At 58.7% G+C, this 12,976-nt stretch carries 9 protein-coding genes and 1 pseudogene; 7 read left to right on the top strand and 3 right to left on the bottom strand.

Features of this window, described 5'->3' with window-relative positions:
* Positions 1-128: 128 nt before the first annotated feature.
* Positions 129-349: pseudogene (locus tag AC628_RS05740) on the bottom strand (IS21 family transposase); the annotation flags it as partial.
* Between the two features lie 131 nt (positions 350-480).
* Between AC628_RS05740 and AC628_RS05735 the strand changes: the two are divergent.
* Positions 481-1,299 carry a thermonuclease family protein gene (locus tag AC628_RS05735; RefSeq protein ID WP_143201452.1) on the top strand — a complete coding sequence of 273 codons (819 nt, stop codon included), beginning with the start codon at positions 481-483 and terminating at the stop codon, positions 1,297-1,299.
* Between the two features lie 35 nt (positions 1,300-1,334).
* Positions 1,335-2,054, top strand: a complete 720-nt coding sequence (locus tag AC628_RS05730) for a carbonic anhydrase (protein ID WP_245321043.1) — start codon at positions 1,335-1,337, stop codon at positions 2,052-2,054.
* 472 nt (positions 2,055-2,526) lie between these two features.
* On the opposite strand, the gene AC628_RS05725 is transcribed toward AC628_RS05730, so the two are convergent.
* Both AC628_RS05725 and nodU read right to left on the bottom strand, forming a co-directional pair.
* Positions 2,527-2,937, bottom strand: a complete 411-nt coding sequence (locus AC628_RS05725; protein WP_143201451.1) for a hypothetical protein — start codon at positions 2,935-2,937, stop codon at positions 2,527-2,529.
* Positions 2,938-3,195: 258 nt separating this feature from the next.
* Entirely contained in the window at positions 3,196-4,887 is a 1,692-nt protein-coding gene (gene nodU / locus AC628_RS05720) for a nodulation protein NodU (protein WP_074125830.1), read from the bottom strand.
* Between the two features lie 642 nt (positions 4,888-5,529).
* Here nodU and AC628_RS05715 point away from each other — a divergent pair.
* The 5 genes from AC628_RS05715 (at position 5,530) to pyk (ending at position 12,714) form a co-directional block, all read left to right on the top strand.
* Positions 5,530-6,786, top strand: coding sequence for a Tm-1-like ATP-binding domain-containing protein (locus tag AC628_RS05715; protein WP_349510102.1), 1,257 nt, complete (start codon positions 5,530-5,532; stop codon positions 6,784-6,786).
* Entirely contained in the window at positions 6,773-7,603 is an 831-nt protein-coding gene (locus AC628_RS05710; RefSeq protein ID WP_074125764.1) for a phosphoenolpyruvate hydrolase family protein, read from the top strand. The genes AC628_RS05715 and AC628_RS05710 overlap by 14 nt, the downstream gene beginning before the upstream one ends.
* A gap of 32 nt (positions 7,604-7,635) precedes the next feature.
* Positions 7,636-9,420, top strand: coding sequence for an FAD-dependent oxidoreductase (locus tag AC628_RS05705; RefSeq protein WP_083632605.1), 1,785 nt, complete (start codon positions 7,636-7,638; stop codon positions 9,418-9,420).
* A gap of 104 nt (positions 9,421-9,524) precedes the next feature.
* Positions 9,525-11,285, top strand: a complete 1,761-nt coding sequence (locus AC628_RS05700; RefSeq protein ID WP_245321042.1) for an NADP-dependent glyceraldehyde-3-phosphate dehydrogenase — start codon at positions 9,525-9,527, stop codon at positions 11,283-11,285.
* A gap of 16 nt (positions 11,286-11,301) precedes the next feature.
* Entirely contained in the window at positions 11,302-12,714 is a 1,413-nt protein-coding gene (gene pyk, locus AC628_RS05695; protein WP_074125762.1) for a pyruvate kinase, read from the top strand.
* Positions 12,715-12,976: the final 262 nt, after the last annotated feature.

Raw genomic sequence — 12,976 nt, 5'->3', positions numbered from 1 at the left:
CTGCGAACGACATTGCGTTCACCGGCAGAGGCAACGAGAACTCTTCAGCACTCTCACCGCAATCCAGCAACCTGGCGGTCAATCGCCGAGACCTCTTGAGGTGCCATAAGAACGTTTTAGCTCCGCAAGGCGGGCAGCTTGCCGATCGACGCATTGACCTCAGCGAGGCCGTAGAAAGTGCGATGACGCAGGCGACCGAGCAGCCAGCGCTCGACGATGAGGACGGCTCGCTCGACCTTGGCCTTGTCGCGCGGCTTGCCAGCCGCGCCGGCAATATGGCGGTGCGGCAATGTGCCGCCGTCTCCGCATAGGTACGATTGGTCTGCGGGTCGTACAGGCTCGCCTTAAGTGGGCATAGAGAGAGGCCACAAGCACATCGCAAATGCACTCAAAAGAAATCGCTTGAACCTCACGCTGCGTCAGATCGTAAGCTGAAAACACTCCAGCTTTCACAGAGCAAGCGTCTACGATGCCGACTAGATGGACGGACCGGTGCAGTCAAGCATTCGAACGTGGCTGCGCCGGATCGTACGATTTCCCGAGCCGATCAATCAAGAGCGAAAGGTTGCACGAATGAAACACCGCGTAATGATGGCAGCGTTGTTCGCTATCATCACATCTCCGGCTTGCGCGGCCAAACTCAGCGGCTCTCCGCACATCCTCGATGCAAATACAATCGAGATCGAGCAAACCAGGATTCGGCTCTCGGGTATCGAGGCGCCTGAGACTGACCAGATTTGCCTCGACGCCCATGGCCACAAGTGGGCTTGCGGGGTAGCTGCTCGCGACGCGCTTATCAGGTACTCGAATGGACGAACGTGGGATTGTCAAACCGCTGGAGTGGACAAGTACGGCAGGTCACTCGGCAGTTGCTTCATCGAAGGCCAGGACATGAACGCCTGGATGGTCAGCTCGGGCTGGGCACTGTCATCCGCTTCATCTACCAACATCTACGTTATCCATGAGGTGAGGGCGAGCAACGCTTATGCGGGCCTGTGGTCTGGAGCGTTCATCGCGCCCTGGGACTGGCGGCGCCGCAACAAGGGAACGATCATCGTCGGCGTGAGCTCGGTGCCAAGCGACGCTCAAGAACTCCTGCTCGGATCCGCTCTGCTATCGGAGCCGCCTTCGCCCGAGTGTCTGATAAAGGGCACCGTGGATCGCAACGGCAAGCGCATTTATCACTTGCCCGAGCAACTCAGTTACGGACAAATCGACATGACGAAGAAGTCGGCCGAACGCTGGTTCTGCAGCGAGCCGGAGGCCGAAGCCGCCGGATGGCGTAGGGCCACGCGATGAATGTGATACACATGCATGCAGGCCATTCCCGGAGCATGTCCTCTCCAATCACGGTCGCGCCGTCGCGCCGCTCCCTGTTGCTATTCGCTTTATCGGCAATCATTCTGCCGTTCGACGCCAGTACTGTGGATGCGAAGCATGCAAGTTCGCCGCCCAAGCCTGATAACCTGCTCTCGCCAGATCTTGCGCTGAAGCGCCTCATGGAGGGAAACGATCGCTATGTGCAGGGCGCATCGCGAGTGCGCGATCTGAAGCGCGAACGCAAACTTTTAGTCGATGGTCAAAATCCATATGCGGCGGTTTTGAGCTGCGCTGATTCTCGTGTAGTGCCCGAAATTGCCTTCGACAGCGGACTTGGTGATTTGTTCGTGTGCCGCGTTGCCGGCAACTTCGCCGACGATGACGCGCTCGCTAGCATGGAGTATGCAGTCGCCGTACTAAGCACGCCGTTGATCTTGGTACTTGGTCACGATCATTGCGGCGCGATAGACGCCACGATCAAGTGGCTTGACGAGGGTAAGCCGGCGCCGGGGCATATTCCATCTCTCGTTGCCGCGCTTGCTCCTGCGGTAAGAGGATCTCGGCAGCAAACCGGTGATACGTCCGCCGATGCGATCCGGCAGAATGTGATCGATAACGTCAATAAGCTCAAATCGGCCAGCCCGATTTTGAGCTCGGCCGTTGAGCAGAACACCCTGAAGATAGTCGGGGGCCTATACCGGCTCGAAACCGGCAGGATCGACCTGCTGGGCTGATGCTGGCGCTTTCGCCCGGCCGCACGGCCGTTTGCGGTCAAGTCAGCCTTCGACGGAACGCCGCAAGACTCGTTCGTCCTTCGGGCAAATGCTCGAGACGTGATCCGCTCCGCGATTGACATAGCTTCAGGATAGATTCCGGTATGCGCGGTCTTTTGATACTCGTCATGTTCTTCGTACTTATGTTGGCAACGCGCGGCCCGCCCGCGGAAAAGCCAGCATCACGGCCGGCAGCGTCCATGTTTGCACGTTGATGCGCCAAGCCAACAGGATTGATTCGCGCGGCAGATTGCGCGGGGATCGTCTAAGCGCCAAGCAGACTAGCCTGTTTGAGAAGTTTCGTCGAACTGTGACATGAAGAATGCTGGTCGGAAGCGGTCGCCCTTGCGGTGCTGGCTACAGCAGGCGTTATACAAGTTCTTCTATCGTCTGGTCGCTAATTGTCCGCTGGGATGAGAAGCGATCTTACTCCCTAAGAGCCCTTCCTGACGCCAATGACGTGGAGGTCGAGTGGCGAGAAATCGCCAAGGGACCTGTTACCGGCGACCTTATCGCCGCCTTCGATAGAGGTCCCCAAGAGAGTTTTGAAACCCTGCCCGGTCTGTGGAGGAGAGATGTAATGGACAATCAAACTAAGTCGGTCTTGAAAGGATACCGTTAACTCAGGCCGCGGCGTAAGGAAATCGCCGACATGATCGAGAATGAACGCAGCCGAAAAATCGAAGAGGGCATAATCATAAAAGATGCTGGGATCAGCATGGGCCCGACGGGGAAGGGCTGCCGCTGCTGCGGTCGGTAAGCGCAAAGTTGCCAGTTCGTCCTGCGCGTGAGCCGCAGCGACTTCCGCGGGCTGCCGTTTCCGAACACAACTATTCTTCTCCATGAGGGAGAGCCCGGGCATCAAAGATGCCTGACTTTGAATGAGGGGAGACGAATTGCGAACCCGATCCATGTGCCATTTTAGATCGGCGAATGCTCTAGCCGCGATCCGCCGTCGCTTGGTCCGTACCGTTCAGCGCACAGCGGGCCCTCTCGGTGACGGCGAGCCAAACGGTCAAAAACGACCATCCAGTCTTTAGCTTAAGTTGATTGCTACGCTGACCATGCGGCATTGGAACGGACGCGGGCGGGCTGCCGACATTCAGCTGTCAGCTTTCTTCGTCCAGATGTGCCCATCACACCACACGTTCCCAACGCGTCCCCACCGACAGGCTGCCGCAATGTCTGGGAAGAAGCCGCGTCCGTGGTGGTTGGCACTCGTGTTGCAAAGTAGTGGGATGCCCGTGAGCTTTTCGTATTCGACGAGAAGCTCTGCGATTGGATGTTGCGACGTTCTGGAAATAGTCTGTAATCGAGCAGATCCGTCGAGGTGCACAACGGCAGGGATTTTGTCTCGCCATTCTGGGCGTGTCTGATGGTCGAACAGCATGTAAGGATCCGGCGTTCCGGGACTGAAAATCTCCGGCGCACGATCTTCCAAGCATATCGGCGCCACTGGGCGGAAGTGTTCGCGAAGCTTGATCTCGTTTAGGTAGTCCTTCGTTTCCGGCGATGTCGCCGCTGCCAGAATGCTCCTGCTGCCCAACGCCCGTGGCCCGAGCTCGGCGCGCCCGGTAAGAAAAATTGCCGACTTGTTGCCGGCAAGCATCGTCGCAAGTTCGCGTATACTGCACGGGGCGCTCTGCCATTTGGTCGGGATTTCACCGCGCCGCAGGGCCGGCCCGCTGTAGACCGACCATTCCAAAGCCATGAAACGTTTCCGCGCCCCGATTGCGCAGCAAGCAGTTCCAATTGCAGAGCCGCTGTCGTTCGGAAACGGCGGCACCCAAACAGCATCGAAAAGACCAGTCGCGCGTAGGGCACTATTCCACTTGATGTTGAGACCGCAGCCGCCGGCTACGCACAAATTCCGTGCCCCCGGAACGTGCGAATGCCGCTGCAGGACAATCGCCATCTCGCTGACGAGCAGGCGCTCGAGGAAGCAATGAAACGATGCAAGTACATCTTCCGATTGCTTGGTTTTCAACCGGAGCGCCATGGTATCGAAGAAGTCGTGAACAATTGCACGCAAATCGAGGTGGTCTTGCAGGGCCCCGCGGGACGCTGCGGCCCTGTAATGCTTGGCAAGCTCGATATCGGTCACAAAGCGGTCCGCGTAAAGCTCCTGAAACTCAGCCACGATGTTCTCGTCGACAGACCCGAGCGCAATGTAGGCCATCAGCTTGCCTGCAACACTGAGATCCCATTCGGTGCGGTCAGCCCGCTTATACGGCCCGAAGTGATGGCCGGCCGATGCATAAGCATGGCCAGTGATCGGGAATAGGCATTCGAGAAACCGGGCGCCTTCGCGCCCAACATGATAAAGACGTGGAAAGGTGCTGCCATCCCATGCCAGGCAAAACGCGGGCTCTGCTGATTTAGCAAAGGGACTCGTGCAGTATGCGGAGGCCACGTGGCTTGCGACATGGGGATAGCTTGTATAGTGGAAGGCCTTGCCGCCGAGAATTAGGCCGGAGCCATCGCGCGAATTAAGGAGGCCATCGGCATGGCGTTCAAGATACGGCCCTCCTTTGAGGAGGACAGGCGCCGCACCACTGAGGACTTCGAACTGCGATTCTACGTCCCCAATCCAGCCATCAATGACGAACTGATCAATATCTCGCGGATCCAAACCGTGCTCCGCCAAAGCGGAGCCAATTGCATCGAGGTTGTCAATGGCTTGATAGCGCGGGTTGTTGCCTCGCTTCTCCTGCTCAATGCAAAAAACAAGTCGTCCATCCTCGACAAGGGCGATCGCTCCGTCATGCGTAAGTTTGATACCGCAGATACGCATGAGCGCGCCTCCTATCCTGTCGATCTCGGCAGTGCCGTGCAGAAATCGAGCCAGCGCAAACCAGAGGATTAGGTTGCTGTCCTGTGGGCGAATGTCGCGTACATGCTCAGCTTGATGCGTTCCGGACATCCGGCGCGTTTAGTTTCGGACCGCAGCACGAGTTGCGTCGACCGAACCAATGTTCGAATTGCTGTCAGCACGTGGCACCGAGCGTCCGTTAGGGAAATGAAGGCGTCGCTGGTTCGCCATGCCGACCGGATCGAATAAGACGCCTGGAGCCGGCGGCCAGAGACGCTCCGAGGCCCACATATCGCGTAGAACACCAGCGGTGGCAGCACTGCAATCGGCAGGCGAACTAATAGGTAAGGCAGCTATGCACGCAGCCAGCGCATCCGCGAGCGATTAAGGATAAGGCTAGCTTCAAACAAGCGGTCATTGCAGCCAATGCTGGACAAGATCGACATGCGCCTTCTGAGGGCGCACGGACGGTGCGTAGATTTGCAGGAAGATGCCTGAGGGGTGCTAGCCGTTGTCAGCACCGACACATCTACCCAATCTTACCCAATTGCACCCTTCGCCAAGCTTATATCCCGTTTCAGCCCGGCCTAGGACGATTGGTGCTTGGAATGATCTGGGAGGAACGTGGTGTCTCACCATTGCGCGGACGGCCGGAGGTTGGTCCGGGATGGTAACTCGTCCGAGCTTGCGGGCGCCGTCGCGATTGTGGCGACCTTGGATACCAAGGGACGCGAAGCGTCTTGCCTCGCGGGCATTATCGAAGCGTGCGGCCGCAAGACCCTCTTAATCGACGTCGGTACATCAAGCTTCATTGCCGGGGACAATCAAACCGAGAGTAACAGTCCTCGTGTCCACTCGCCTGCGGAGCTCTTGAAAGAGATCGCTGCCAGCACGCGCAGCAAAGTTGTTGGCCTTCTAAAATCAGGCGCGATCAGTGCGATTGCCGGGGTAGCGGGCGGCAAGGGGAGCGCAGTTTTCGGCGAGATTGTGTCGGATTTGCCGTATGGCTTCCCAAAGCTGCTCGTGAGCAGCGCCAGGCCAGCCCTACTCGCCGAATTGGCGGTCCACAACGACATCATCCTCTATCCGACGCTCGTCGATCTCTTCGGCATTAACGCTTTTACCGAAAGAGTCCTCGAAAATGCAGGTCGCGCGATCGCGGCGATGCAGTATGCGCCAACCGAGCATCGGCGGAAAAGGAAGACTGTTGCGATCACGGCGTTCGGCGTAACGACGGCCGCGGCAAATTGGTGCGTGGCGCGTCTTGGTGAGGCAGGCCTCGATGCGATCGTCTTTCCGGCCAACGGAGCCGGCGGCCGCAAAATGGAGCAGCTGGTCGATGCCGGTGAGTTCGATGCTGTCCTCGATCTGACCACAACAGAACTCGCTGACGAACTCCTCGGCGGCACGGCTAGCGCCGGTCCGGATCGGCTCAAGGCGGCTTCGCGCCGCCTGGTCCCGCAAGTGATCGCGCCCGGGGCAGTCGATATGGTCAATTTTGGTTCGCCCTCAAGCGTCCCTGCGCAGTTTCGGGGGCGCCAATTCTATTCTCACACTCCGTACACGACGCTCATGCGCACGACGGTGTCAGAGAACAAAAGCATCGGCCGGCTTACGGCCGAGCGTCTGTACGGCGCGAAGGGCCCCGCCATCGTACTTTGGCCAGCGAAGGGCGTATCCGATTACGACCGCGACGGCGGCATTTTTCGCAATCCCGGTGCCGACAAGGCTTGGTTCGATGCGGTCAGGCACAATCTGCCGCCGTCGATCATCGCCCGCGAGTTGAACTGCCACATCAATGATCCCGAGTTCGCCGAGGTCGCCGTGACGTGGATCCTGGAACAGTTGCGGGAAGGAGGCTCATCCAATGCGGATGTTTGATCGGACCGAAATTCTTACCAGGATCGCAGGACAGCTAGCCGAACGGAAAGCGGTCCTGGCCGCAGGTAGCAGCTGCGGCTTGGTCGCCAAATGCGCAGTGCTCGGGGGCGCCGACATGCTGGTAGTCTACAGCACCGGGTTATCCCGGCTCATGGGCCTTCCCACGAGCCGGATCGGAGACTCCAACGCGCGCACGCTTGAGCTTGCGGCGGAAATCCGCAACGTCGTGTCTTCCGTTCCCATCATAGGCGGCGTCGAGGCTTGGGATCCTGTTCGGCTGGACCTCGATGCCCTGCTGGACAGGTTTTGGGCCGCCGGCTTCTCCGGAGTGATAAACTATCCGACCATCTCCACCATGGGTGAAAAATGGCGCGACCGTCGCGGCCGCGTCGGGCTCGGCTTCGAGCGCGAGCTCGAGATGATCGCGGCTGCCCGCAAGAAGAACATTTTCTCGCTGGCCTACGTCGCAAGCCCCGAAGACGCCAAGGCCATGGCGAGTAGTGGAGCCGACTGTATCGTCCCGCATGTCGGCGCAACCCGGGGGGGCCTGGTGGGCCATGAGGAGGGACAGCCAATACAAGATGCGATCAGACGTATCAACGAAATCAATGCAGCTGCCAAGGCGGTCCGGCCGGACGTGATCCTGCTCTGCCATGGCGGGGCCATTGCGGAGCCGCAGGACACGCTCGAGGTCTATCGGTCGACGCAGTGCGTCGGCTTCGTTGGCGCTTCGTCCATCGAGAGAATCCCGATCGAGCGGGCAGTGAAGGCGGCGGCTGAGGAATTCAAAGCTGTGCCGCTCGGTCGCAATCATTGACCTCTCATCATATCACGTGCAGCGAGGCTGGCATGGCAACGCAGACTAACAAGTCAGGCAAGCATAACACGATCGCATTCCCCGTCCGAGATGGATCGAGGATGGATCGGGATTGGGAAACAGACGTCCTGGTGATCGGCAGCGGCGCAGCCGGGCTGTCAGCTGCCCTCTACGCCGCAAAGGCCGGGCTGCGAGTGATGATCTGCGAAAAATCCGCGCGGCTGGGCGGCACGACCGCCCTGTCCAATGGGATGATCTGGGTTCCTTGTTCAGCCCAGGCGCGGTCTGGCAAGATCGATGATTCCATAGCCAAAGCAAAGACCTATCTCCAGCATGAACTAGGCCAATACTATCGCGCAGATTTTGTCGACGCCTATCTTGAGGATGGTCCAACGGCCCTGCGCGAACTCGAGAACGACACGGAGGTCAAGTTCACGCTGGCGTCGGCGCCTGACTACCACTCAAGCCAAGTTGGCGGTGTTGACACGGGCCGGGCACTCAGCCCCGCCCCCTACGATGGGCGGCTTCTCGGCGCCGACTTCGATCTGATCGGCGATCCCATTCGTGTCGTGCTCGGGGGCATGATGATCTCTTCGGGAGAGGTGAGAAGCTTCCTCAACCCATTCCAATCTTTTGCGTCGCTCAAACACGTTCTGCGTCGCATCAGTCGCTATGCGCGGGATCGGCTATCTTACAGGCGCGGTACTGAGTTCAGCGGGGGCAATGCCCTGATCGCCCGGTTGCTGGTCAGCCTGCGCCGCTACGGCGCAAAAGTATGGTCGAGCTCACCCTTGCTCGACCTCATCAAAGAAGAAGGGCGAATCACAGGCGCAATCATCAAGCGAAATGGCTCTGACGTTCATGTGCGGGCTTTGCATGGCGTAATCCTCGCTACCGGCGGCTTTGCTCGGAATCCTCGCCTAAGAGCCGAGCTAAGCGGCGCCCACCAACACGAGGATACGCTGGCCCATCTCGACGTAACGGGTGATGGTATTGGCCTTGCGACAAAGGTCGGGGCCGGAATTGACAATCATGTCGCCTCTGCCGGCTTCTGGACGCCGGTGTCGATTTTAAAGACTCGTCGCGGCTCCCAAGTGGTCCCGTACGGCTGGCTTGACCGCGGTCGCCCGGGGGTTATCGCCGTTGGTCCAAATGCCAAGCGTTTCGTCAACGAATCCAGTTCGTACCACGATATCTGCTTGGCGATGTTCGCAAACGGATACCCTGCGGATAACCGCTTCTATTTCGTCTGCGACCGCGACTTTGTCCGCTTGAGAGGTATGGGTTACTTGCTCCCCTGGCCCTGGACCTTGAGCATTGGGAAATATGCGCGTCTCGGCTATATCAAGGTCGGCCGAACAATCCCGGAGCTGGCGAAGCAGTTGGGAGTGGACCCCGGTTCGCTCCAAAGCACGGTCGAGGAACACAACGCACACGCCGCCTCCGGCATCGATCCACTCTTCAAACGTGGTGAGTCGGCTTTCAACCGTACCCTAGGTGATTCATCTGTCGGGACGAAAAATCCAAATCTCGGACCTATAAGAAAAGGTCCGTTCGTAGCGCTGCGCATCGTGCCTGCAACGCTCGGAACAGCGACAGGACTGGCAACCGATACTGTAGGAAGGGTTCTGGACGCACAGCGGAAGCCGATTCCGGGCCTCTATGCTTGCGGCAATGATATGACTTCGCCGATGCGTGGAATCTATCCCGGCGCGGGCATTACCATCGGTCCTGCGATCGTCTTCGCCCATCGTGCGGTAGCCAACATCCTTGCATCGTCGCCTCGCGAGCAAAAGAACGTGGCTTCTGGAACTTGAGCATCGAGGCCGCAGGGCATGCCTTGATGTGCCCGGATGCGCAACCGGCCGCAACGGTCCAAAGGCTGTTCTAAGGTCCCTTACCGATAAGATGGCCTTGCTCGGTGCATATTTTTCCGTTGGCGCGGGCAAGTCCCCACGCTCGTCATGCGGACAATCGAAGAGCTCGCGGCAAGCATCGCGATCTGCCCTGTTTTGCCTTCGTCTTCTGCGGATGGGCTCTTGATTTTGGGTATGTGATGACTTGTGACGATCTAACCCTACTTTTCCCGTCCGAAAACGACGCGGATTTGCGCGAGTTTGCTATCGCGTCGATTGAACAGCGGACCGTTCTGATCAACGGGAAAATCTGCGACTGGGCGGGACCGATCAAGGACGTGCTCTCGCCCGTGATGGTACGCGGGCGTGACGGAAGTTTGAGCCAGATGCGGATCGGCAGCCATCCCTTCGGTAATGTCGAGGCGGCCATGGTTGCGCTCAACGCCGCCGTGGCCGCCTACGACAATGGGCGCGGTACTTGGCCGACCATGCCCGTTCCTGAACGCATCAAAGCGATGCAGAAATTTCTTGCCGGGATGCGTGCACGCCGCGCCGAGGTCACACGTCTCATCATGTGGGAAATCGGCAAGTCGCTCTTGGATTCGGAACAGGAGTTCGACCGCACAGTCGACTATGTCCAACAAACAATCGAAGCGGTGCGCAACCTTGACAACACCAGCTCTCAGTTCGAGATCGTCGAGGGAGTGATTGGCCTTATCCGTCGGACGCCATTGGGCGTCGTGCTCTGCTTGGGGCCTTACAATTATCCACTCAACGAAACGTTCGCGACGCTGATTCCAGCCCTAATGATGGGTAATTGCGTTGTTTTCAAGCCGCCGCGCAATGGCGTGCTCCTGTTCAAACCGCTCCAGGAAGCCTTCCGCAATGCGTTTCCGCCGGGAGTGGTCAATTTCGCTTATGGTGATGGGGCTGAAATCGTGCCGGCGCTCGTCGAGACCGGCAAAGTCAATGTGCTCACGCTTATCGGTTCGAGCCGAGTGGCGGACCATCTCAAGAAGGTTCACCCGAAAAGCAACCGCCTGCGCGCCATTCTTGGGCTCGATGCGAAGAACGCGGCCATCATCATGCCAGACGCTGACCTGTCCCTGGCAGCAAGCGAATGTCTGTTAGGTGCACTTTCCTTCAACGGCCAGCGCTGCACGGCCTTGAAGATGCTGCTCGTCCACCACGATGTCATCGATTCCTTCATATCGGAGTTCCTGGCGCGGATGAGCAAACTGACGATCGGCATGCCATGGGCTCCGGGTATCACTTTGACACCTTTGCCCAGCCTCCAGAAGGTCACGCAGATGACCGCGCTCTTGGAGGACGCGTTAGCCAAAGGCGCCCGCATCCTCAACCCTGGCGGTGGCACGGCAGCAGGTACTCTGTTCTATCCCGCAGTCGTCTATCCTGTGATCCCGGCCATGCGGCTTTTCCGGGAAGAGCAGTTCGGTCCGCTCATCCCCATCGCGAGTTTCGACGACGTCGATGTAGCGCTCGACTACGTGGCAACCTCCGAACATGGCCAGCAAGTGAGCCTATCCGCTCGCGATCCGTACACGATCGCTCGCATAGCGGATTCGCTCGTAAACCAGGTTTGTCGCGTCAATTTGAATTGCCAGTGCCAGCGCGGTCCAGATGTGTTTCCGTTCACCGGGAGGAAGGATTCCGCCGAAGGGACGTTGTCGGTCGCAGATGCCCTACGTTCGTTTTCCATCCGATCCATGGTGGCAGCGAAGTATACGGACCCATCACGAGAAATTCTCAACGCCATCGTCGAGGGGCGACATTCGAACTTCATTCACACGGGTTCTATCCTCTGAAGTTGGAGCATCCAAGATGCGTCGCTCGCGCCTTGCTAAGATCGTCGCAACCCTTGGCCCAGCGACTGCTGCACCCGATGGGATCCGCGCTCTTTACCTCTCGGGTGCCGATACGTTCCGCTTAAATTTTAGTCACGGATCTCGCGACGATCATGCAAAAGTCTATGCCGCGATTCGGGATCTGGAGCGAGAATTCAGCACGCCAATCGGCGTGCTGCAGGATCTACAAGGACCAAAAATCCGCATCGGCTCCCTTGAAGGTGGCAAGCTGGCTCTGCATGCCGGTGAAACGGTTCGTTTCGTGATCGAGCGCGAGGCAGGCGGAAAGCAATCGATTCCGCTGCCTCATCCGGAAATATTCGCGGCCGCACATCCTGGCCAAGACCTTCTCATTGATGATGGTCGCGTGCGCCTGAGCGTCGAAAGACCCGCGGAAGACGAGATCGTCGCGCGAGTCGTTGCCGGAGGTGTGATCAGTGATCACAAGGGCGTAAACCTGCCAGGGGCATTGCTCGACATTTCTCCTCTGACAGAGAAAGATCGCGCCGACCTCACATTCGGCCTTGAGCTTGGGGTCGACTGGATCGCTCTGTCATTCGTTCAGAAGCCTTCAGACCTGCTCGAGGCCAGGGCCATGATTGGCGATGCCGCGGGCCTGATAGCCAAGATCGAGACGCCTATGGCGCTCAATCGTATCGACGATATCATTCAGCTGTCAGACGGCATCATGGTCGCCCGCGGTGATCTCGGCGTCGAAATCCCGCCTGAACAGGTCCCTGGTCGACAAAAGGAACTCGTCCGCGCCTGTCGGCGAACTGGAAAGCCCGTCATCGTCGCAACGCAGATGCTGGATTCGATGGTGGCCGCCCCGACGCCCACGCGTGCCGAAGCGTCCGATGTAGCGACCGCTGTCTATGACGGTGCAGATGCACTCATGCTGTCTGCTGAAACGGCGAGCGGTGCCTATCCGATCGAAGCGGTCGCCATGATGGATAGAATCATTGGAAGTACGGAGCGGCATCACCTCTATCGTTCGATCCTCCAAGCCTCCCAAGCTGACGACGAGATTACGCCACCGCATGCAGTTGCCGCCGCTGGAGCAGACCTTGCGGCCGCCATCGATGCAAGGGCGATCATCGGGTTCACGGCGAGCGGAACCACAGCCGCGCGGATCGCTCGCAAGCGACCGCCGGTGTCAATTCTTGCTCTCACTCCGGATGCGAGGGTCGCAAGGCGGATGTGTCTCTTGTGGGGCGTGCAGAGTGTCGTTTCTGACGACCCTTCCAACTATGAGGATATGACGAGGATGGCCGCCGCGGTAGCACGCCATGAAGGCTACGTGCAAGCTGGTGACTTGGCCGTCGTGGTCTCTGGCGTACCGTTTGGACAAAAGGGTGCGACCAACAACCTCCGCGTTGCAATCTGCTAGCAAAAGACGGGCTGCGATCATCCTAAGAGCCAAGCGCCGACCGAGCAATGCTCGGTTTCCCGATCCTAATCATTCATCGGGCGGACCAGGAGCGCCGCGATTTTGAATGCGACAGTGTCAATTGCTATCGGCGGCTCCCGCTGTCATTGCGCGCGCCGTCAAAGAAGGCCCGGCGAAATGCGGGTACTTAGGCCGCGCCTTTAGAGGCCCGATAAACGTTCGCGCACCGGCTCAAAAACGGGCGCAGAGATCGATGGCTGTT

The organism is Bradyrhizobium sp. NAS96.2, assembly GCF_001908235.1.
Taxonomy (GTDB): Bacteria; Pseudomonadota; Alphaproteobacteria; order Rhizobiales; family Xanthobacteraceae; genus Bradyrhizobium.
Note: the sequence above shows the minus strand (reverse complement) of the source record. Positions and strands in the feature narration are given on the sequence as shown.